The organism is Citrobacter sp. Cpo090, from assembly GCF_030332665.1.
In the GTDB taxonomy this organism is placed as follows: Bacteria; Pseudomonadota; Gammaproteobacteria; order Enterobacterales; family Enterobacteriaceae; genus Citrobacter; species Citrobacter portucalensis.
In genome coordinates, this window is the sequence record NZ_JAOWHK010000022.1 from 37,280 (window position 1) to 59,325 (window position 22,046).

Annotated in this window: 16 protein-coding genes and 2 pseudogenes; all 18 read left to right on the forward strand. The window is 51.0% G+C overall.

Annotated elements, in window-relative coordinates; translation table 11 throughout:
- Positions 1 to 204: 204 nt before the first annotated feature.
- A complete protein-coding gene (locus tag OGY83_RS01525) occupies positions 205 to 396 on the forward strand; it encodes a hypothetical protein (protein ID WP_137520924.1) in 192 nt (63 codons plus the stop codon).
- Positions 397 to 614: 218 nt separating this feature from the next.
- Complete coding sequence (locus tag OGY83_RS01530; RefSeq protein ID WP_286635030.1) at positions 615 to 860, forward strand: hypothetical protein; 246 nt, start codon at positions 615 to 617, stop codon at positions 858 to 860.
- 170 nt (positions 861 to 1,030) lie between these two features.
- Positions 1,031 to 1,606, forward strand: coding sequence for a hypothetical protein (locus tag OGY83_RS01535; RefSeq protein ID WP_286635032.1), 576 nt, complete (start codon positions 1,031 to 1,033; stop codon positions 1,604 to 1,606).
- 551 nt (positions 1,607 to 2,157) lie between these two features.
- Positions 2,158 to 2,421 (forward strand): PAAR domain-containing protein, encoded by a 264-nt coding sequence (locus OGY83_RS01540; RefSeq protein WP_105494149.1) that lies wholly within the window; start codon positions 2,158 to 2,160, stop codon positions 2,419 to 2,421.
- Between the two features lie 2 nt (positions 2,422 to 2,423).
- Complete coding sequence (locus OGY83_RS01545; RefSeq protein WP_286635035.1) at positions 2,424 to 3,632, forward strand: KPHS_23130 family T6SS system protein; 1,209 nt, start codon at positions 2,424 to 2,426, stop codon at positions 3,630 to 3,632.
- Positions 3,625 to 6,996, forward strand: coding sequence for an ImcF-related family protein (locus tag OGY83_RS01550; RefSeq protein WP_286635036.1), 3,372 nt, complete (start codon positions 3,625 to 3,627; stop codon positions 6,994 to 6,996). Before OGY83_RS01545 ends, OGY83_RS01550 begins: the two co-directional genes overlap by 8 nt.
- 268 nt (positions 6,997 to 7,264) lie before the next feature.
- Entirely contained in the window at positions 7,265 to 8,878 is a 1,614-nt protein-coding gene (tssA, locus tag OGY83_RS01555; protein WP_286635037.1) for a type VI secretion system protein TssA, read from the forward strand.
- A gap of 33 nt (positions 8,879 to 8,911) precedes the next feature.
- On the forward strand, positions 8,912 to 10,681 hold the full coding sequence (gene tssF, locus OGY83_RS01560) for a type VI secretion system baseplate subunit TssF (RefSeq protein ID WP_286635038.1): 1,770 nt from the start codon (positions 8,912 to 8,914) through the stop codon (positions 10,679 to 10,681).
- The gene (gene tssG, locus OGY83_RS01565) at positions 10,645 to 11,733 is read left to right on the forward strand and encodes a type VI secretion system baseplate subunit TssG (protein WP_286635039.1); all 1,089 of its coding nucleotides are present in this window, start codon (positions 10,645 to 10,647) and stop codon (positions 11,731 to 11,733) included. Before tssF ends, tssG begins: the two co-directional genes overlap by 37 nt.
- A gap of 33 nt (positions 11,734 to 11,766) precedes the next feature.
- The gene (gene tssJ / locus OGY83_RS01570; RefSeq protein ID WP_286635040.1) at positions 11,767 to 12,291 is read left to right on the forward strand and encodes a type VI secretion system lipoprotein TssJ; all 525 of its coding nucleotides are present in this window, start codon (positions 11,767 to 11,769) and stop codon (positions 12,289 to 12,291) included.
- A gap of 4 nt (positions 12,292 to 12,295) precedes the next feature.
- A pseudogene (locus tag OGY83_RS01575) lies at positions 12,296 to 14,521 on the forward strand (type VI secretion system Vgr family protein); the annotation flags it as partial.
- Between the two features lie 33 nt (positions 14,522 to 14,554).
- A complete protein-coding gene (locus OGY83_RS25240; RefSeq protein WP_502873049.1) occupies positions 14,555 to 15,592 on the forward strand; it encodes a cytotoxic necrotizing factor Rho-activating domain-containing protein in 1,038 nt (345 codons plus the stop codon).
- Positions 15,593 to 15,671: 79 nt separating this feature from the next.
- On the forward strand, positions 15,672 to 16,103 hold the full coding sequence (gene tssE, locus OGY83_RS01580) for a type VI secretion system baseplate subunit TssE (protein WP_286635042.1): 432 nt from the start codon (positions 15,672 to 15,674) through the stop codon (positions 16,101 to 16,103).
- A gap of 155 nt (positions 16,104 to 16,258) precedes the next feature.
- Positions 16,259 to 16,660, forward strand: a complete 402-nt coding sequence (locus tag OGY83_RS01585; RefSeq protein WP_286635043.1) for a YdcA family protein — start codon at positions 16,259 to 16,261, stop codon at positions 16,658 to 16,660.
- 155 nt (positions 16,661 to 16,815) lie between these two features.
- Positions 16,816 to 18,060, forward strand: a pseudogene (locus OGY83_RS01590) (GIY-YIG nuclease family protein).
- A 235-nt stretch (positions 18,061 to 18,295) separates the two neighbouring features.
- Positions 18,296 to 20,041, forward strand: coding sequence for a 3'-5' exonuclease (locus tag OGY83_RS01595; RefSeq protein ID WP_286635076.1), 1,746 nt, complete (start codon positions 18,296 to 18,298; stop codon positions 20,039 to 20,041).
- A 65-nt stretch (positions 20,042 to 20,106) separates the two neighbouring features.
- Complete coding sequence (locus OGY83_RS01600) at positions 20,107 to 20,412, forward strand: hypothetical protein (RefSeq protein WP_021580253.1); 306 nt, start codon at positions 20,107 to 20,109, stop codon at positions 20,410 to 20,412.
- Positions 20,413 to 20,466: 54 nt separating this feature from the next.
- Positions 20,467 to 21,822, forward strand: coding sequence for a VasL domain-containing protein (locus OGY83_RS01605; RefSeq protein WP_286635044.1), 1,356 nt, complete (start codon positions 20,467 to 20,469; stop codon positions 21,820 to 21,822).
- Positions 21,823 to 22,046 lie beyond the last annotated feature (224 nt).

Below are 22,046 nucleotides of genomic sequence, written 5' to 3' on the forward strand. Positions count from 1 at the left end.
AGAAAAACTCTATCTTTGATAGTTGCACTTTTATCTATGTATAGCATAGACAACAGTTTCGATTTTTTACAGTTCCTTCAATAAAAATGGAACACAATGTGAAACCTCTTTTAATGATAAAGTTGTTTTGAAGCATAGGTGTGAGTATGAATATCCTTCCTGTTTGATATATTATTCTCTCTTTGCTTACTCTTGGACAGAAGTTTGAATATTCCATTCCCCATGGGAAATACTTGCGAGGCTGGAGCAAAAAGAATTATCTCTATGGATTCCGAAAATAAAATTCAGGTGCATAAGTCAATAGATTACTGTATTGGAGTTGTTGGGATTAACAATGATGATGTTAAAGTAAAAATTAGCATTCAAGATGGTAATGATTCTAAAAATTCTGAGTGAACAACAAATTAGCGAAGTTAAAATAGTTACGTTTCTTATCTGGTCGGTTTGATATTTTTGTTAGTATTGCCATACTTGTAAAGTTAATCAAATATCATCAATTGATTTAGTGTAATTTCAAAATATTAATATATCAAAATACAATGAGTTAAACGACTTTATAACGAATTCAAAACTAATGAAAAATGCTTAAATGCACTGAAAAAAGACGTACCGGAATGGAAGAAATACAGGATAAGATGGCCTGGATGCAGAATGTGATCACGGAGAAACTGGGCCCTTCGTTGTGGCATATGCATCCGATTGCCTTTCCTGGAGCATTAATAAAGAAAAATACTGGGTGGGCGCATAGCAAGTTTGCAAACCTTTTGGGAAGTGTCGAGTCAGAAAATGATTATTCGGCATATAATGTTACTAAGACAGGTAAATCTGTCCCGCACTATAATATTAATCTCACAAAATGACAATATCTGAGGTAATTGATGCCCCAAGAGAACGAAAAATGGTAAAAAGAAATACAGGTTAGTACCTAGGGTGGCAGAAGTTGAGGGGGAGTCGTACTATTCTGGTGATGGATTGAATAAAGCTCACCTATTACCAGATACGATGATTAAAGCTCTTGAGGATTCTAAAAATGGGATGCAATAAAAAATCAAACAAATTTTTGCTTTTTGTGTCATGTATGCTCTTGTCGTTTGTAGCGTACTCACAAGACAGTTCTAATCCTCAGTTTTCTGACTACCTAGTTCCTGTAAGCAACGGTCCATTTGAAAAGAATATTCACTTTAATAAAGAGCAGGAAAATTACTCGCAACACTGGAAGAATGCAGTCCAAGAGGAACTAAAAAAGCCTGTTAATTTTGCAGGGCACTTTAGAATCTATACAGCCTTTGGCGGTCATGGTAAAGAATGCCTTCGTGATAATTGGGTATGTGGTTGGGTTATTGATAAACTATCAGGGGAAGTTGTAGCAACACTTCCATCAGATAATAATGGAAGTTATAACTATGCTGATGTGTCTGATAATGGTACCCCTGTTGGTCTTCCATTTGAGATTGATACTTATAAAAATAGTTCAATGATTGCAATAACTGGTCAATCTATCTCAGTAAGCAAGAGTGATAGTCCTGTATGTAAAACGACTTTATTTAATTTTAATAATAAATATGTGAAATTAATTCAATCACCGGATGGGTGTAACAATCAATGAATCCCTCATAAATATTCATCATGATGAGAAAACGACTGTAGTAAAATTCGGATGCGACATGTATCAGTGGACGTTCAGGGTGAGTTAATAGATTCGACTCTAAATCCGTGATAAATGTTAATTTAGGCTAACCAAATGGACTTAAGAAAAACATAGCTATTGTTCTGCACTTTATTTGCATTTCTCACATGTGATAATTTTGCTGTTGCAGGTGAAATTCCAAGGGTAAATATTTCCTCAGAAAAGAATGTTTGTGGCATAAAAATTAATGACGAGTTTGTAAACATGTAGGTGGTTACAAATGTGAATTTTATTGCGCACTATTTTTAGTATCGCATTCATATTTGTATGAAATTGGCAAAAAATAATAGTATTTATTGATAACCCAATGGTAAATGCATGCGATAGGGGACGCTATCTATCAATAATCAGTGACCCGGAAACATTCATAATAAAAATCCCGTCAATCACTATCGATGGCAGATCCCAGCAGAAACATGGGAATTAAAGAATGATGAATTAGTTAAGAGATAAGAAAGAGGAATTTAATAATGCTTCAGATTATTCGTAAAGGCGATAAAACTACTCACGGTGGTTCCGTTCTGACCGCTTCTGAAACGATGAAGTTCGGTGGGATCGGTGTTGCACGTAAAGGCGACAAAGTGTCATGCCCGATCCCTGGTCATGGTCCTACCACCATTATTGAAGGCAATCCTGATTATCTTGATCATGGCATCCCGGTGGCATTTCACGGTCATAAATGCGTCTGTGGTTGCACATTGATCAGCTCATTTGCCGCAGCAAAGGTTGCCTGATTATGCCGGTCTGGCTGGATACCATCCCTGAAAAGGCCCCAAAGATAGCGCGCCCCGATACTCGCCGCTGGCTGTTGTTCCTGGCATTTATCATGCTGGGGGGGATAGCGCTCACATTATGGTGTTGGACGTCAGAACGAACAGGATTTGTCTTCTGGTTCACCGCTCTGGGGCTTCCATTTTGCACGTGGGGGCTTATTTTCGGTTTACGCCGGTTTGCTTATAAAGCCGGGCAGGTGGGGGCTGAGTCCCGAAATGTCGAGCGGGAAGCGCTTATTGACAGTGAAATTCTGCGTGGTCAGCGCTGCGCCTGGATCCTCGGTACTTATATTCAGAGCCCGGCCGGAAACAAAGCCGATGACCTGCTTGAGGCAATGGAAGTCGCGGCGCCTGCTATCGATTTCTCGCACCCAAGAGGATGTGATAAACCGGTCAGATACGCGGCATTACCAGAATATCAGGCAGATTTAACGAAGGCTCTGAAAGGGGCGGTGAATAAACTGACCACGCGTGTAGAAGGGATAGTTCAGCCGCTTCCGCCCGCGCTACCATGCTGGTTGGTGCTGGATTGTGATAACGATCTGTATCCCCTGATTGAAGAGCAGCTTAAAGCCGACCTCTCACTCAAGACGGGCAGGATTTTTCGCCTGATGACCGGAAAAGGGCCGGGGGCGTTTGATGCCTGGCTGGACAAGCGATGGGACACCCCGGGCATTCTGGTTGTCATCACGCTGTCATTACCTGCCTCCCCCCGGGAAGAAGATGCTGATGCTGTCTCAATGGTGGTATTAAGCAACCGCAACACCCATGCCTGGCCGGATGTGCTTCGCCTTCATCGCCCCGAAAGGGGAACAGAAACAACGCTCACAAAGACACTTACCCGGGCGCTGCTCTGGGCGAAGACCCGGCCCAATGAGCTCAAAGGAAGCTGGATCTCCGGTCCCACATTGACGTCTGGCAGCGGCTGGAATAATGCCTGCGAAGAGAACGGAGTGACATTTAGCCTTTCAGAAGACAATTTCAGTATCGATCCCGTGCTGGGTTATACCGGCCATGCTGCTCCATGGCTTGCCATCACGCTTGCTGATGCTGCCTTTGAACAACGAGGGGCGCAGGTTATCGCCGCCCAGCCCACTACTGACAAAGACGACGTCTGGGTCGCCGTCATCACCAAAGAAGAAGTCCGCAAGGAATCGCCCAAGAATGGCTAAGGTAAAAGTAAAAACTCTCATTGGCTCTGTTGTGACTGTCGCCTTTTTTCTGACGGTCATTGTGGCATTTCTTTTTTATGCCTTTCCGGAAAACGTCGCTTCGGCCACCGGCTTCGGTCCGTATGACGGGCAGCGCATACTCACATTCTGCGCCATACTGGTTGCCACGTTGTTTTTACTTGGCTGGCTGACGGAGAAGGCTTTCGACTTAGCTGGTAAATCCGGGCTGTATTTCCAGTGGGGGCAGAAAAAGGCTGAGAGTATCACTCCGGTGACGAACACCATTCCCGGTGAAGACGACGACGATGAACCGGTTTTCAGTGAAGATGCCGTTTCAGAACATTTGCGCTTTCGCTATGGGCGCCGCTGGCAGCGTAAGGTGCGACTCCTGCTGGTGATGGGGGATCCGGATGTAGTCCGGAAAGCGGCCCCGGGTCTTTGCCATGACCTCTGGCAGGAAGGCGACGGCTACGTGCTGATTTATGGCGGAGACGCCCAGTCACTCCCGGACGAGATCTTCCTTTCAAAACTGAAGCGTCTGCGATCCGGGCAACCGGTTGATGGCATCATTCAGGTGATGAGTATTTCAGCCCTCCCGACGGATGGCGAACGGGATGCCCTCCTGCGTTACCGTCAGAAAGCCGACCATCAGCTTGGCTGGCAGGCGCCAGTCTGGCTGTGGCTGACTGACAACGCTATCGGTGCCCGGCAGGACGCGAAAACGGCCGCAACAGGGGTCATCTTCGGACCGGAAGGAACTGTGAAAGGTGCGGACGAAGCGTTTTCCGCACTGGCGTTACATCTGCAAAAAGCAGGAATGGCAAAGATACTGAATGATCCTGCTGATTTTGGTCTCCTTCAGTTGTCACTCAGACTGCGGCAGGAGCTGAAAGCCAGCCTGGCTGTTTTGCTCAGTGGACTGATGCAGAGGACTGCGGCCTGGCGTCTACGCGGTGTCATGTTCAGCCCTGAACTGACCGTTGCCGGAGCGGTACCAAACACATGCCCCGACACACCGGCCTGGAAAGCCATTATTGACGACTGTGATACCGTCAGCGGCAGGAAGCTGGGCTTCAGCTGGCTGAAGATGCTGCGATTGATTCTGCTTTCCCTGATTGTCCTGTGGGGGGCCGGTACACTGCTGTCTCTGCTCGTTAACCGTACTCAGATTTTTCAGGCGCAGGAAACGGCGAGGCTGGCAGCGGATACTGCAAAACCACTGGCTGAACGTCTGCACAATCAGCTCGTACTCCAGCAGACCATTGCCCGTCTGCAACATCGTGAGGCAACTGGTGCGCCATGGTACACCCGCTTTGGTCTTAATCAGGACGGCGACATGCTGGCCGCACTCTGGCCGCTGTATGCGAAAAATAACGCACAACTGATGAGGGATGCCACAGCAGACAGCCTCAGGCAGCAGCTGAATGCCTTTGTGCAACTCCCTCCTGCCAGTGATGCCCGTACGCAGGGCACACAGCATACTTACGACATACTCAAAAGTTATCTGATGCTGGCGCGTCCGGACAAAGCGGACGCCGGCTGGCTGGCAAAAAATGCGCTGAAAGCCTTACCGAAACGCCGGAATGTGCCGGATGGCATATGGCAGAACGTCGCACCGAAACTGCTGGGGTTTTATGCGCAAAACCTTCCGGCGCATCCGGAATGGAAAATTAAGCCTGACGATGAATTAATCAGCACGGTCCGTCAGATTCTGCTTAAGCAAATTGGCCAGCGGAATGCTGAGTCCGGATTATATCAGGAGATGCTTAGGCGCGTGGCCAGCAACTGGCCTGATTTAACACTTGCGGATATGACCGGTGACACCGATGCCTCTACGGTATTCAGCACTGACGAAGTCGTTCCGGGAATGTTTACGCGCCAGGCCTGGGAAGAGCAGGTACAGGATGCGGTTAACGAAGTCGTCAGAACACGCCGCGATGAAATTGACTGGGTACTGACGGATAAGACGAATCAGACAGGGAGCGATATCTCTCCGGAGGTGCTGAAGACCCGCCTGACTGAACGCTATTTTACCGATTTTGGCAATGCCTGGCTGAACATGCTCAACAGCATACAGTGGCATGAACCCACGTCACTTTCCGAAGCCATTGCCCAGTTGAGTCTGATCGGTGATGTCCGTCAGTCTCCGTTAGTTGCACTGATGAACACGCTGAACTACCAGGGGAATACGGGGCTGAAAGGTGAGGCACTGGCTGATTCAATCGTGGATTCAGCGAAAAAGCTGCTCGATAAGAATAAAAATGGCAGGCAGTTTATTGAACAGGCACAGGGCCCTGAAGGCCCGCTCGATGGGGTATTTGGACCGCTGACGGGGCTGATGGAGGGGAAAGAGGGGGCGGGTAGCAACGGTAATCTGAGCTTCCGGTCCTGGCTCGCCCGTGTAACCCAGATGCGGCTGAAGCTTCAGCAGGTTACCAGCGCCCCGGATCCGCAGGCGATGTCGCAGATGCTGGCCCGGGCCGTGTTTCAGGGCAAAGCCATCGATCTGACGGACACCCGCGATTACGGCAGCCTGGTTGCAGCAAGTCTGGGGCAGGAATGGAGTGGATTTGGTCAGTCGTTGTTTGTGCAACCGCTGGATCTGGCCTGGCGGCAGGTGCTTGTCCCGGCTGCGGGCAGCCTCAATGCCCGCTGGCAGACAACCATAGTCGATCAGTGGAATAAGGCTTTTGCGGGGCGGTACCCGTTTAAAGCCACCGGCAGCGATGCCTCCCTGCCGTTACTGGCACAGTTCCTGCGTAGCGACTCGGGTCGGATCACGACGTTCCTGAAAACTCATCTTGGCGGGCTCCTCCACCAGGAGGGGAGTCGCTGGGTTGTTGATCCTTCCGCAAGCCAGGGGATGGTTGTCAGTCCGGATTTCCTCCGGGCGATTAATCAGCTGGCAGAGCTGTCAGATATCGTGTTCTCTCAGGGCGATGCGGGGGTTCACTTCGAACTGATGGCGCGTCCTTCACGGGATGTTGCCAGAGTGCAGCTTACCCTCGATGAACAGAATCTGGATTACTTCAATCAGATGGAAAGCTGGCAGAGCTTCACCTGGCCGGGGAATACTTACTATCCAGGTGTGTCGCTCAGCTGGCGAAGTGTAAGCAGCGGTATGCAACTCTACGCCAGTCACCAGGGGAACTGGGGGTTTATTCGCCTGCTGGACAAAGCCCTGATCACGCCACTTGATGCCAGCCGCACACAACTGGTGTGGATCACTGCCGATGGTAATTCTCTGAAATTCGTCATGCGCAGCGAGCTGGGCGACGGCCCGCTTGCCTTACTGAAGCTACAGGGGTTTACGCTGCCCACCGCCATTTTTAACGTCGCCGCCGGCACGGAAGGTGTTGAGTAAAGATGAACAGGGGCATTCATCCGGCGCCGGTCCGGGGACTGATGGGCTCATTTTTCACCCTTTCAGAGAACGGTTCCTTCACGCCCGTTGGCGTTTTCGCCCCCATGTCAGAAAAAACAACTGGTAAGCGACCGGAAGGGCAACCCCACTCAGCAGGAGAAAGTATGTTGCTGAAATGGAGGCCACCACAAATCGTCAACAGTAAGGACGACGCTTCTCCGGAAGCTGTCGTGAGGTTTATGAAAGAGACTGACAAACAGGAAAAAGAATGAGTTCACCTGAATCCCTGTTAACGGCCTGCGCCGCCAGCCAGGAAGAAAGGCTGAGCCTCATTTCCCGCGCAAATGAGGCCCTGTCGCTCTGGGATAACTGGCTGCATCCGTTCACCTCCGGATCTGAAACCGGGGACGATCCTGCATACGATGATAATTTTCAGCTGATGCGTGAAGAGATCAATAAGATTTCAGGTACCGATTCAGCGCTGTTATGCGAACTGGCTCAGAAGTGCCTTTGCGAATGCGCCAGAGATATTCGAGTCGTGACCTGGTACGTGCTGGCCCGTCTCACCCGCGACGGTGAAAAAGGGTTGTCCGAAGGCTTATTACTTCTTGTTGCGATGCTGACCCGCTACGGACAGGCATGTCATCCCCGGCGCCCTGCCGCCCGGAAAGCTGCGCTGGAGTGGCTGAACAGTGCAAAAGTGACTGATGCACTGCTGTTATGGCCCGGGGTGGACAGCAATGAGGCCGGTCTGACGGCGGGGGCCATAAGCCTGCTGGGAGCCGCCGTGGCAGACTGGCCGGAAGCTGAGAAGCCGTCTTTTGCGGGGCTTTGTTCCGCGCTTGAAAATCGTCTGGCACGTTCAGGGGGCATGGAGGCTCTGGTCCCCCAGAACAGCAGCACCCGGGAGCCCGGGGGGGAATCAGCTCCCCCGGACTCACCACAACTGGCAGCAGTGACATCGGGCCGCGACTTACTCGACCAGGCCAGGTTACTTTCCCGCTGGCTGAGCGGGCAGCCGCAGGGCTGGCTGGCTTCTCACCGGCTGATGAAGACGGTGCGGTGGGATACGGTTGATCAGCTCCCTTCACTGGACAGTAGCGGACGCACCCGCCTGGTCCCCCCGAAAACCGGGTATCGCGCTCAGCTTAAGCGACTCTGGCTTCAGAAAAACTGGGTTGAGCTGATTGAACTGGCCAGTCAGATGTATTGCGAAGGGGTGAATCATTTCTGGCTCGATCTTCAGTGGTATCTCTGGCAGGGGCTCAGTCATGCTGGTCAGCCCTGGGATTCCTGGTCTGACGCTGTCCTGTCAGATCTGCGGCTGTTGCTTAAACGTCTTCCTGGTCTTGAAGGACTGGCATGGAATGACGGCACCCCCTTTGCCGACGAGGTCACCCTCGCCTGGATCGCTGAAAAAGTGAATGAAGAAGAGGTGATGTATGGCGATGAAGCTGCCATTCCTGCCGTTGTTAATGGCCAGACTGACGATGTGCTGATCCTTGAGTCTGAAGCCATGGAAAAGGGTGACACGGAAGGGCCTGAAGCGGCGCTTGCCTGGCTCCAGTCCCGACCGGGGATGGATACATCACGTCATCGCTGGCTGATACGCCTGCTCATGGCCCGGGTGGCAGAGCAGTATGGCCGGAACGATATGGCGCTTCACCTGCTTGGTGAACTCATTACCCGTGCGCCACAGCTGACGCTGGAAGACTGGGAGCCCGCTTTGCTGTTTGAAGTCCGGGCCCGACGCCTGAAGCTGCTACGGATGAAAGCCGGTCGCAGCGAATCTGATAAAGCCCGTCTGATGCCTGAGATGGATACGCTGCTGGCGGGGCTGATCGCCATTGACCCGGCCCGTGCCATGGTGCTCTGTGGCTGATGTTCTCTTTAATCATTTTCAGGAATGCCGTGCATGGATGATTTAACCCTGCGCTATTACGAAGCAGAGATGCGCTATCTGCGGGAAGCCGGTAAAGAGTTTGCCCTTGCCCATCCTGATCGGGCAGCAATGCTGAATCTGGATAAGCCTGGCGCCTGCGATCCCAGTGTGGAACGTCTGTTTGAAGGCTTTGCCTTCCTGATGGGACGTTTGCGTGAAAAGCTGGATGATGACCTGCCGGAGCTCACCGAAGGTCTGGTGAGTCTGCTGTGGCCGCACTATATGCGGACTATCCCGTCGCTGGCCATTGTTGAGTTCTCGCCTGACTGGCGTAGTCTGCGTCAGGCCGAAATACTGGCTGAAGGCTTCTCCGTTCTGTCCCGTCCTGTCGGGCCGCATAAAACCGCCTGTCAGTACCGGACGACCCGTGATGTGTTAATACAACCGCTGCACCTTGCAGATGTCCGTCTCCATACTGAATCCGATGGCCGTTCTGCTATCCGTCTGCGCTTCGAATGCCCTGAAAAAGTGGACTGGAGTAAAGCCGGGATCGACAAAGTCGCCATTTTTCTTAATGCAGAGGCGTCGGTAAGTGCTGCGCTGCATCTGGCAATGACCCGGCGTGTACATGCCATGTATGCGCGTCATGCCGGGACATATACCGGACGTCATCAGTTTGACGGCTGGTGCAGACCCATGGGCTTTGACGACAATGACTGCCTGTGGAAGAAAGCCGATACTGCCTTCAGTGGTTACCAGTTGCTGCTGGAGTATTTCAGCTTCCGTCCGAAGTTTATGTTTGTTGAACTGCGCGGCCTCGACACCATCGGGCTCACGGCGGGCAGTACCTGGTTTGAAATCGACATTGTGCTCAGTGAAGCCTGGGCATCCGGTTTGCCTTTTGAGACAGAAAACTTTCGCCTGCACTGTGCGCCGGTTATCAATCTCTTTACCCTGGAAGCCGACCCGCTGATCCTTAACCCGCTGGATAACGAGTACCTGCTTAGGCCGCTGCGCCTTCAGGATGGCCACACCGAAATTTACAGCGTCGATAACATTCACGGTTCGGTGAAGAATGGCAGACACCCTTATGTCCCGTTCACCAGCTTCCGGCACCGGGGCGGTATGATGCGCCACGATGCTCCTGAACGTTATTACCACACCCGCGTGAAACGGGGACCCTCCGGCCTGTATGACACATGGTTAGTTCTCGGGGGACGTTCGTTCGAACTGGAGCAGTTGTCTGATAAACCGGAGTCCCTCTCGATGCGAATCACCGCTACCAACGGGCAGCTTCCGCGCAGAGCGCTGGAAAGTACGCTCCTGGACAGGGTGGTCAAAACCGGCAAAGTCCCCGTCAGAGTCATGAACCTCACCGCACCGACGATGCCACTGTATCCCCCGGCAAATGACCGGTTTCACTGGCGGGTGATGAGTCACCTCGGATCAAACTTTCTCAGCATGATGGACAATCCGGAGGTGCTACGGGGGACGCTGGCGCTCTATGACTGGACCGACGATGAAATGAACCGCCGCCGGCTTGAAGCCATCGTTGCCGTGAAGCACACCCTGAACCGCCGTTTTGAAAAGGGCTTTATGCTCCGTGGCGTGGACATTGAGGTCACGCTGAATATGGATAATTTTGCCGGCGAGGGCGATGTGAATCTCTTCGGGGAGATGTTGCACCGTTTTTTTGCGCTCTACGCTGATGTCCACCTTTTCAACCAGCTCACACTGGTACTGCAACCCACAGGGAAACGACTGAGATGGAAAGAGAATCACAGCCTGCACGTACCGGGCTGACGCGGGGCCTGGCCCTTAACAACGATATCTGGCGGGTCAGTTTTTATCGTTTCTGTCAGCTACTGGAGCAGGAAAATCCGGACGGGCCAAAACTGGGCACGACCAGCCATCCGGGTGATGATCCGGTGCGATTCAGACCCTGGCCCGGGATGGGATTCCCGGTCAGCACCCTGAAAGCGGTGGAGATCGACGAAGATCATCCGACATTGCCCCCAACAATCCGCACGACATTTCTCGGAATGTATGGAGTGGACTCACCTCTGCCGACGTCCTGGCTGGATGATATTGCGCAGCGCCGTGAAGGACAAGAGGCGTTCACCTCATTTCTGGATATTTTCAGCCACCGCATAACCACGCAGTACTACCGGATCTGGCGAAAATATGCGTATCCGGCCACTTTCGAGGAGGGGGGGCGCGATGCCACATCGCAGTGTCTGCTGGGACTGGTCGGACTCGGTATACCCGGCACCGCTGAACGGGTGGCAACGCCGGTTTCCCGTTTTCTGGCCTTACTGGGTGCCATGCGATTACCCACCCGCAATGCTGAAGGCATACGGGCTCTGGTGAGTCTGCTGGCACCGAATACCCGCGCACTTATCACCGAACCCGATCCGGTTAAGGTCCATATCGGTAACCGCAGTGGACTGGGTGCCGGAAATCGCATCCGTCTTTCGCAGCGGGCCACGCTGGGTAAAACGGCAGGGGAAGCATGCAGCCGGCTCTTGATGACACTGGAAACAGCGGATCCGAACGAGGCGGAAGGCTGGTTGCCCGGTGGTGTCCTCCATACCGATTTGCTGGTCCTGCTGCGCGTTTATCTTGGCTACCGCAGTGACGTCCGGCTGCGTCTTACTGTACCCGTGCAGTTGTTGCCTGAGCCCCGCCTGGGCAAAAGCAGGCCTGTTCAGCTGGGTCGTACCGGTTTGTTGGGGCTGAAAGCGGGGAAACTCAGCAATGGCCGGGAGAGTCTTACGGTCAGTCTGGGCTGCTACGAAGGGCTGAAATGTGCTGCGCTACCGCCTGCTGAAGACGGACATTATCGCTTCGAATAATCACCTGTTCTCTCTCAATAAAGGAATGCCTGAATGGTAACAGTAATCCGCTGGTGGGCGCCGATGTTTATTGCCTGTGGCCTGCTCGCAGGCTGCGGTCTGACGCAGACCGTCACGGACGGCACGATCAGCATCACGAAATCCATCTTCTATAAAAAAATCAAAACGCTGCATCTGGATTTTACCCCGCGTACGGCCATTAACGCTGATGGTGCACAGACACCACTGGCGACGATGGTGCGGGTTTACCAGCTCAGGGATCGTAAAGCGGTTGATGCCGCCGATTACCAGATGCTGCTGCGCCGGGCCGATACCGTACTTAAGGACGACGTGCTGGCCTCAAAAGAACTGCTGGTGATGCCCGATGGTAGCGTGACGCTCAATATGCCCATGGATGAAGATGCGCAGTTCGTGGCTGTGGTGGGACTGTTTAACCGCCCGGATCAGAAGGACAATCGCTGGCGCCTGATACTGACGCGTGATGACCTCAATCCGGATAAGCCCCTCACCATTGAACTGGGTGATGGCTGGCTCAGCCTCGTGCCGGTAAAGGAGTGACGTGATGGATAACCGGTCAGCGTTTTTTGACGGGCAGACCCGTTACTTTCTGGAAATTAATGGCAGTGCAGTAAAGCCTGATGTTTTACGCTTTCGTGGCAGGGAAGCACTGAGTGAGCCGTTCCGATGGGACATCGGGTTCACCTCCCGGAATGCGAACATTCCTCCGGAAGAGGTGCTGATGAAATATGCGTCGTTGCGGATGCGTAACAGCAAAAATGTCCATGGAATTGTGACCCGTCTGGAATGGCTGTCCACATCGAAAGACCAGTCCCACTACCGGCTTACACTCAGCTCCCGTCTGGCACTGCTGGAGCACACCCGGCAGTGTGCCGTATTTCAGAATCAGTCCGTTCCTGAGGTGGTGGAGCAGGTGCTGCGCAAACACGGGCTGGAGGGCGCTGATTTTGAATTCAGACTGGAACGCGCTTACCCGTCGCGTGAAATTATCACCCAGTGGCAGGAAACGGATTTGCAGTTCATTCAGCGCATTCTGTCTGAGGTGGGGATTTACTGGCGCACGGAGATGGATGATGTGCGCGGACTGGATACGTACATTTTTGCCGACAGCCAGCTTCACTACCAGTTTGATGTGCAGTTGCCTTACAGCGAGCCCTCGGGGGTGTTCGACGGCGCAGCAGAATCGGTCTGGGATGTGCGGACCTGGCACAACGTCGCCACCGGCACTGTCACCACGCGTGATTACAACTACCGGACAGCCACCACGCCGATGAATGCGACGGTCAGCGTGCGTAATGATGCGGTCACCACCGGGGAGCATTACCGTTACGCAGCACCTTATCGTGAAGCGGGAGACGATGCCAGCCCGGAGCCGGAAACCGAGTCTGGTGCGTTTTACGCCCGGCTTCACCACGAGCGGGAGCTTAACAGGTCGGCCCGCATTCACCTGTTCAGCAACGCTGCACACCTCTCCCCGGGGCAGGTGCTGGAGCCGCAGGGTGATGTCATTACGGACCTGAAGGAAGGGATTGTCCTCACACTGGTGACTTACCGGGGAGCCCGGGATACCCGGCTGCATGTGTCAGCCCGGGGAATGCCTTACACCGAACGTTATTGTTTCCGACCGGCAGAAATCCCGCGTCCGGTTATCCCGGGCACGCTTCCGGCACGGATTGAGAGTCGCGAGAAGAATGATATCTACGCCCATCTGGACGGGCAGGGGCGCTACCGGGTGAAGATGGACTTCGACCGGGAGGGGACGGAACCCGGATTCGGCTACCTGTGGCTGCGGATGGCAAAACCCTGTGCAGGTGAAACACTGGGCTGGCATACGCCGCTCATTGATGGCACTGAAGTGGCGATTGCATACAGCAATGGCGATATTGACCTGCCCTACATCGCGTATGCACTGCACGATGCTGAGCATCCTGACCCCGTGAACCGGGACAATCACACCCGGAACATCCTCAGAACCCCCGCTAACTCAAAACTGCGGATGGAGGACAGGCGCGGCGAGGAGCATATCAAACTCGCCACGGAGTACGGTAAGACACAGCTTAACAGCGGACATCTGGTGGACAGCCAGGGGCAACTGCGGGGTAAAGGCACAGAGCTGCGTACCGATGAGTGGGGAACCCTGAGAGCGGGGAAGGGACTTTTTGTTGCTGCGGATGTGCAGGCGAAAGCACAGGGCGAGGCACTGGACATGGATGCCGCGCTGAAGGAAATCGACAGGCTTAATCAGCAACTGCAGCAACTGGAAAATGCCGCAGAACGGGCACAGGCGCTGAAGGCTGATATTGACAGTCAGATACAGATGTTTGAGCAGCGGCTGAAACTGCTCAATGAAGCTGTGCTTTTCTCGGCACCGGAAGGAATGGCGCTGACCAGCGGTGAAGATATGCAGATGAGTGCAGCACGAAATGTGGCAGTTAACGCCGGAGGTGATATCAGTACCGGAACAATGGGCAACCTGACCGCGCTGGCCGGAGAAAGGCTGGGGCTTTTTGCCCGGACCGGTCAACTTAGCCTGAAATCCGGGGAAGGTGCAGTGGATGTTCAGGCGCAAAACGGCAGCATGCGGTTGTTTGCTGAGAAGAAGCTGACGCTGAGCTCAGCGTGTGATATCTCCTTTGCCGGGAAAAAACGCATCACGCTGATTGGTGGGGGGAGCTATCTGCGGCTTGAAGCCGGGAAGGTCGAGTATGGTACGAATGGTGCATATTTATGTAAAGTTAAAAGAATAAATCTCACTTCGGCCGAGGCAATATCATCCGAAGCAACATGGGCTAATCAAAATACTGTGAAAACCTTAACAGATAAAGATAAGTCTGGCGCTATACTAAAGGTATGTTCCCGGACGACTAATGTAGAAAAGGGAAAAAGACCCTCATTAATTAAAAGATTAAGCTTCAGAAAAAATACCAGGTCTGAACCAACGTCACCTGTACCTGTTTATGGGAGAAAGATTACTGTAACGAAGAGGCTGAGTCTTAACATGAAAGATGATTCAGCGATGTTAGCAAAAGGCATATCCTCAGTTTTATGTGGTCGTGGTCTTTTAATTTCCTCAGGGCATGATAATTGTTTAATTAAATTTGGTGTTGAGTTATTTCGCTATGATCTGCATTATCAGTGCCGGGATTTTTTTCCAATAATTAATGAGGGCTTTTATTCTGATAATGCAAATTGCTTTTCGCATGTTGTTAATATATCAGGAGGAAAGTCAATAACATCAAAGCCCGGAGGGGCAGGCATCATCGGTCATTATTGGTCATCGCATGCATTAGATGATGACATAAAGGTTTTCCATATAAAAAATGGTCAATCAGGAACAGTCTGTGCCAAAATTCATTTGGCGGATGTGTCTGATACTGTAATTTTTTCATCTGGTGCACTGAGCGGGTGCACAATGATCTATGCAATAAAAGACGGATATTTTTACGCTTTTCATACAGGACAGAAACCAGGGGATAATAACTGGAAAACTGGAGGCGATGGTGTTCAATCCCTTGCGTCTCTTGTATCAATAATAAATGGAAAAAAGATAACAGTGTGCAATAGAAATGAGGACTTGTTGCAGGTCTTTGCTGATTTTGATAGTGTTATTATTACATATATGGGTAAGGACGGAAATGTGATTAAAACAAAAGGTAATATCGTCACATTTAACTATAATCAGCGGGAACGTGTAGGGTTTGAAGTCAGAGCTGCATATTCTTATGCGTTAATATATATCAGTAAGGGAGGCGCAAGAGTAAAAACTATTTCTGAAGATGTTATTGTTAATATGGATGGAAATATCTCGGTAAATGATTCTGTAAAATTACAGTTATATTAGTTGCTGAGAGTATTTGGTTAATCTGTATGTCAGAGTGCAGGCGCTCGTGTTTAGCATCTTAAATAGAATATGGTGATTAATGGTTGAGTTATCTCTTTATGAGAAGCTGTATGGTAATTTTTCAGAAGGATTTGAAATTAATGTTCTTTGTGAAGATGAGCAGATTATCCTCTCTATTCTGGACAACATGCAGCGTATTCTGAATACCCGGGCCGGAAGCCTTAAACATCTTCCGGATTATGGTCTGCCGGATATGACAACCATTCTGCAGAGAATGCCGGGTACGGCACATCAACTGATGCGCGTGCTTTCAGATGTTCTGCTGAAGTACGAGCCACGCATTAAGCGTGTCAACGTGACGATGCAGGAACAGACTCAGCCAAGTGAGTTGTATTATGTCATTGATGCAGAACTTAAAGATGCCGGGCTGGTTCGTTACGGAACAACATTTATGCCGGAGGGCAGGGTGTTGCTGCGCCATCTGAAACAGCAGCGGTACGTTCAGACGTGAGCCGGAGCAGGGAGGGCAGAACAGAAATAAATAAACAGCGATGGATATATGTCAGGTGTGAATGTGACATTATTCTGGCTTATGCCAACTCTGGCTGAATGTTTCATCATTCTGATAACTCTGTCATATCAGCAATAACAATGTATGAGTTTTAAATGAAGAAAATTATCTGTTTTCTGTTCGTAGGGCTTTTATTTTCGGTTCAGGCAGATGCTGCGCGGGGAAGAAAACCCTGCTCGGGTGCTAAAGGTGGTATTTCACACTGCACGTCTGACGGACGTTTTGTCTGCAATGACGGAAGTCTGAGTCAGTCGAAGCGCTTTTGTTCCGGTTATGGCGTGGCGCCCGACAAACGTCAGGTGAAATCACCGGTTACCACAAAGCCGGTTCAGAAGAAAAAATCAGCGGCTGTCCGGAAGGTGTCACAACCGTTAGTGGCTGAGAAAAATGAGGCTGTACCGGTCACTGAACCCCGTAAACCCACCTGTGCGCCGCTTTATATGGCCAGCAAACCCGGATTTACGCATCTGCCCATTTGTTCCGGTAATCAGTATTAATCTGACACTGAAATAGCAGAGAAATCTGTGCTCAGCCTGCAGTTAATTCTGTACTGGCGGGCATCATAAAGCCGGACAGCCTTCCGGGTATAAATATTTCCGGAGGGCGTTAATCAGAGATATTCAGTTACTGAGAAGGAAAATAAAGGAAAGTCATGGCAGGAAGAAAAAAAGATGATAATGCAGCGGGATTTGTCCTGATTTTAATTTGCGTTATTCTCTGGGGGATTTATGTGGCGGTCAGGGCGCTGATAAATCTTAATGAGCGCTTTATTGATGCAGTATCGAATCCGGCAGGTATTATTGGTTTGTTTTTTGGTTTGCTTACTGTATTTGCAATTTTACTTCGTTTTTTTATTTACCGGAGACTCAGAAAGAAAACAGCAGCCTTTGAGCAGGCCGTTTCAGAGTTGGTTCAGAGGGAGCGGGATTTTAATGAAACTGTCAATGCCGCGATAGCCCGGTGAATACGACAGGAAAAGGAGCAACTTGCCAGACGCCGTGAGGAGTTTCATACCGCCAGACAGAAGGCCAGTCGTGCAATGCAGCGGATTGTTGATTCTGCCTGGAAATTTAAGGCGAAGACTCTGCTGGCTGGTGTAACGATTAATAACTGGCAAAGCAAATATGACCAGCTTCGTAAGGAAAGAGAGGCTTACGCTGCTGTCAGTGAGAAAATTGCCTTTCTTAACCTGGAAGATAATTCTGACTGGGAGAGTGTCAGGCAACAGTTTCTGGACAAAGTGGCATTGCTGGAAAAAGCGCAGGAAGAAAAGGAATATCAGGCAGAGCTTAAGCGTCAGATGCGTGAAGAAAAAGAGCGTCAGGATGAACTTGACCGGCGCCAGCGGGAAGCGGAAGAGGAAGAACGGCGTCTTGCTGAGCAGCAGAAACTGATTGAGGAGGCGCTGCGCGCAGCAGAAGGGGCTCACAGGGAGGAGTTAGAGAAACAACGCCTGGAGCTGGAACAGAAAATTCAGGAAGCGCATGCGCAGTACGAACGTGCTAAATCCATGGCTCAGCTTACAAAACAGGGGCATGTTTATATCATTTCGAATATTGGTTCGTTTGGTGAGGATGTTTTTAAAATTGGCATGACCCGACGACTGGAACCCATGGACAGGGTCAAAGAGTTAAGTGGTGCTTCTGTTCCGTTTGATTTTGATGTTCACGCCATGATTTCCTGTGATGATGCGCCCGCGCTGGAAAAAATACTTCATGACAGTCTGGAAAAATACCGCATCAACAGGATTAATCTGCGTAAAGAATTTTTCCGCGTGAAGCTTGAGAAAATCATTAATGAAGTGGAGCGTCACCACGGGCAGGTGGAATATGTGGCTGACCCGGCGGCGCTGCAGTATCTGCAGAGTCTGGAGTACGCGGAAAATGAAGCTGCCTGACAATCAGTGTTCTGATTTTATTCCGGCCGGATATAACAGGAGGGATATCTGCAGATATCCTGCAGCATGGTTCACCGTATTCCGGTCATGTTAATGATTCTGTTTTTTATTTCTGAATAAAGCGACACTCACGATATAACGTCGTGGGTGTCGGTGGTGATTATTTTTTTGGTTTACAGATTAAGGTGCGTTTATGGCGAAACTGATAAATGTATCGGCGTCCACTGAGGAGAGAATGACGTCAGGGGAGAGGAGGGTGGCTTCACGACTGGAGAGCTTCCTGAATGATGACTGCCTTGTCTGGTACGATATTCCGGTGGGACGGAAAAACCGGCATCCGGATTTTGTCATTATTGACCCGGAGTACGGATTGGTATTTCTGGAGGTCAAGGACTGGACGGTTTCCACGCTGCGCCAGGCAAATCAGGAGCAGGTCACGCTGGAAACCGGCGGTCTTCTGAAATCAGAAATAAATCCGCTGGTACAGGTTCGTCGTTATGCCTGTGATACGGTTAATGCCTTACCTGCAGACCCGGGCTTACGGCAGAATGACGGTCAGTATAAGGGACGGCTGAACCTGGCCTGGGCGTATGGTGTGGTGTTTACCCGCATTACCCGTCAGCAACTGAAGACACTGGCAGGGAATGATGAGAATACGGTGGAAAAAATTTTTCCTTCAGCACAGACAATCTGCCAGGATGAAATGACGCAGTCTGTTTTACCTGAGGTATTCCGGCAAAAAATTGCCGGGATGTTTACCACGGGATTCAGAACCCGGGTGACACCCCGGATGAGAGATATTCTGCGCGCCCATCTGTTTCCTGAAGTGACCGTGAAACAGAACTCACAAATCAAAATCATGGATATTCAGCAGGAGATTCTGGCCAGAAATATTGGTGACGGGCATCGTGTCATTCATGGTGTGGCCGGTTCCGGAAAAACCATGATTCTTTTGTTCCGTTGCCTTTACCTGGCTGAAACCACACCCGGAAAGATTCTGGTGTTGTGCTACAACATTACCCTGGCCAGTTATCTGCGGGAATGCATTGAAGCCAGAGGGTTGGCGTCACGGGTTACGGTATCCCATTTTCACAGCTGGTGTGCCTCAATGGTAAAACGCCACGGTATTCAGGTGACGGCTGACAGAAAGGATTACCCGGAGAAATGCTTCAGTGCACTGGAAGAGGCCGTGGACAGCGGAAAAATCACCCGAACCGGATATGATGCTGTACTGGTGGATGAGGGGCATGATTTTGACAGTCGCTGGCTGGCCCTGATTGCCCGTCTGTTTGATAACGCATCCCGTTCACTGCTCCTGATGTACGATGATGCCCAGTCCATTTACCGGCGGGAGCGGGCCCTGAACTTTTCTCTGGCCAGTGTGGGGATTCAGGCGCAGGGACGCACTTCTGTCCTGCCGGTCAATTATCGTAATCCGAAACGCATTCTGCACTTTGCTTATGCATTCTCCCGCGAGTATTTTGAAAAACATCAGAACCGTGAAATACCGCTCGTTCAGCCACAGGCAGGCGGTGAAGAAGGCACAGAGCCGGAAATCCTGCGTTGTGCTTCTGAACGTGATGAAGCCAGACAGGTTGCAGACTGGCTGGAGAAGCGCCATGCCCTGTGCGGTCACTGGAGTGATATGGCTGTGCTGTGTCCGGCAGAGTTTTCAGTGAAACAACTGACAGAGGTTATGACACAGCGTGGGATACCTTTTGCCACCTGCTTTGACAAGGAAGGCAAGAAGACATACTCGCGACGCAAGGATGTGGTGCATTTACTGACGTACCAGAGCAGTAAGGGGCTGGAGTTTCCGTATGTGGCGGTTATCAATGCTTCTTTCGTTCATTCTGGTGCGGCGGATGAGTCTGAAGTGATTCCGGTGCTTTATGTGGCATTCACCCGGGCAACCCGTGAATTACTGGTGACCTGTTATCGTGAAAACAGTATCAGTCGCCACCTTGAGGATTTTGCATAATACCGGACCATTTCTTTATTCCGGGCTTTCACCATACTGTTATTATCAGGTTTATTTAATTCGCCATGAACCCGTTATTTAACGATATTCAGATGCGTCTTTTTTATCTGAACCATTCGCCGTACTCCTGGCACTGGAATGTCAGATTCAGACCTCAGGAAGCTGTATATATTGGCAACGATACCTGCCATATCACCATTACCTGTAATCAGTCCGGTTTTCATTTAACCAGGGACGGACAACGGCTGTTCACTGAGCGTTATATCAGAAACCTTAATGAGCTGTTACCGGTTCTGAAACGGCGGTGGGATGTGACACCGGCAATTATCCGCGCGGTGGAATACCTTTCCCGGGTACCGGTATCACACTGATGTTCTTTTCGTCACTGTTAATCATGATTTAATACAGCAACACCGAATCTGCCGATGACTTCTGAAGTGAAACTGAAAACCGGTGGTGACCCCCGGTCATTACCGGATTATGCTGCCCTGCGCGATGAAATCAGCAAACTGACCCACCCGGCACGCCCGGATGTGGACTGGCGTTACGTGGAAACACTCTGCCTGCGTCTGTATGAACACAATGGCGTGGAATTACAGACGGCATCCTGGTACACCATCGCCCGGATGCATACAACAGGGTTAAGTGGCCTGAATGAAGGACTGGCTCTGATTGTGGTGCTGACCCGGCATAACTGGTCAGTGATGTGGCCGCTGAATATACACGCCCGGCTGGAAATTATTACCGGTCTGTTCAACCGTCTGCAAAAAACGCTCCGGGCTATGCCTCCGGATAACCGTGACAACCTGCCCCTGCTGTATCAGACCGAAACATTCCTGAAGGCACTGAGTGACACACTGGCCCGGCACGAACTTAAACAGAGCAGCAAAGTGGCTTTACCGGAAGCCATGGTGAAGGGATATATCACCCGCCTGGAGAACCAGCCTGTGCAGGGTGAAGTATCGTCTCCGGTAATCCTTCCGGCTCAGGCACTCCGGTCTGATGCTCCGGACGTACAGGGACATGAGGCTATGCCACATTCCCGTCTGGTGTACGTAGTTTCTGAAACAAAAGCAGAGCCCACATCCTCCCTTCAGAAATCCCCGCCCACGTTTCTGAAACCGTTTGTGGCTGGTGTCTGTGCGGCATTGCTGGCTGTAAGCGTGGCCATTCCGGGATGGCAGTTTCTGACACAGCCATCACCGGCGGAGCAGCAACTCAGGGCGCTGCTGACACCACCACCGGATGTGCTTTCAGCAGACCAGATGACACAGCTCAGCAGAACACCCTCACTGTTAAATCATGCGTCAGAGTGGATAACCCTTTCCGGTCAGCAGATAACGCGACTGACAGAATTACCCCCGGCATACAACCTGCAGCGCAGTGCGCAGTTGCTGCAGCAACTGAGGGTACTTTTCCCCGATAATCCCCGTGTTCAGGAAATGGTGGATAACTGGCAGAAGAGTGTAAGGAGCCGTGCGCTCCCGGAAGAGGCGATGACGGGCTGGAACGAAGGCATGACCCGCTTACAGCAACTGGCTGAGCGCCTGAACCGTCTGGATGAACAGCGGGGAAAATACATGACGGTCAGTGAACTGAAAACAGAGGTGTTTGGCATCATGCAGGCTTTTAACCGGCATTTCCCGGCAGAAGAGCAGTTACGTCGCTATGATGAAGTCCGTAACCAGAATAGCAGTGAACAGCAGCAAAAAAAGGTGGAAAATGGTCTTGTCGAGCTGGTGAGTCGTTACTGGGTTTTGACGCAAGGGGACATGAAGTGATATTCCATCTTTTGGAGAATAATTTTCTAAAGGCACTGCAGAGTATAGTGCTTCTCTTCTTCAGCGGAGCATTAATGTGGTTTTACGCATTGATAGTATAGTTATTTAAATACTGGGCTTGGGTAGCAATAACTGAGCTATATTGTTATGGTTATTCATAATGCAAATTGTGTGATATGACGCATGATTTTTAGATGTCCAGGAACCAGATATCATGATAATTA

Bases quoted from the DNA above. Each gene is read 5' to 3' on its own strand.
- OGY83_RS01530 (WP_286635030.1), top strand. From the start codon at position 615: ATGGAAGAAATACAGGATAAGATGGCCTGGATGCAGAATGTGATCACG.
- OGY83_RS01535 (WP_286635032.1), top strand. From the start codon at position 1,031: ATGGGATGCAATAAAAAATCAAACAAATTTTTGCTTTTTGTGTCATGT.
- OGY83_RS01540 (WP_105494149.1), top strand. From the start codon at position 2,158: ATGCTTCAGATTATTCGTAAAGGCGATAAAACTACTCACGGTGGTTCC.
- OGY83_RS01545 (WP_286635035.1), top strand. From the start codon at position 2,424: ATGCCGGTCTGGCTGGATACCATCCCTGAAAAGGCCCCAAAGATAGCG.
- OGY83_RS01550 (WP_286635036.1), top strand. From the start codon at position 3,625: ATGGCTAAGGTAAAAGTAAAAACTCTCATTGGCTCTGTTGTGACTGTC.
- tssA (WP_286635037.1), top strand. From the start codon at position 7,265: ATGAGTTCACCTGAATCCCTGTTAACGGCCTGCGCCGCCAGCCAGGAA.
- tssF (WP_286635038.1), top strand. From the start codon at position 8,912: ATGGATGATTTAACCCTGCGCTATTACGAAGCAGAGATGCGCTATCTG.
- tssG (WP_286635039.1), top strand. From the start codon at position 10,645: ATGGAAAGAGAATCACAGCCTGCACGTACCGGGCTGACGCGGGGCCTG.
- tssJ (WP_286635040.1), top strand. From the start codon at position 11,767: ATGGTAACAGTAATCCGCTGGTGGGCGCCGATGTTTATTGCCTGTGGC.
- tssE (WP_286635042.1), top strand. From the start codon at position 15,672: ATGGTTGAGTTATCTCTTTATGAGAAGCTGTATGGTAATTTTTCAGAA.
- OGY83_RS01585 (WP_286635043.1), top strand. From the start codon at position 16,259: ATGAAGAAAATTATCTGTTTTCTGTTCGTAGGGCTTTTATTTTCGGTT.
- OGY83_RS01595 (WP_286635076.1), top strand. From the start codon at position 18,296: ATGACGTCAGGGGAGAGGAGGGTGGCTTCACGACTGGAGAGCTTCCTG.
- OGY83_RS01600 (WP_021580253.1), top strand. From the start codon at position 20,107: ATGAACCCGTTATTTAACGATATTCAGATGCGTCTTTTTTATCTGAAC.
- OGY83_RS01605 (WP_286635044.1), top strand. From the start codon at position 20,467: ATGACTTCTGAAGTGAAACTGAAAACCGGTGGTGACCCCCGGTCATTA.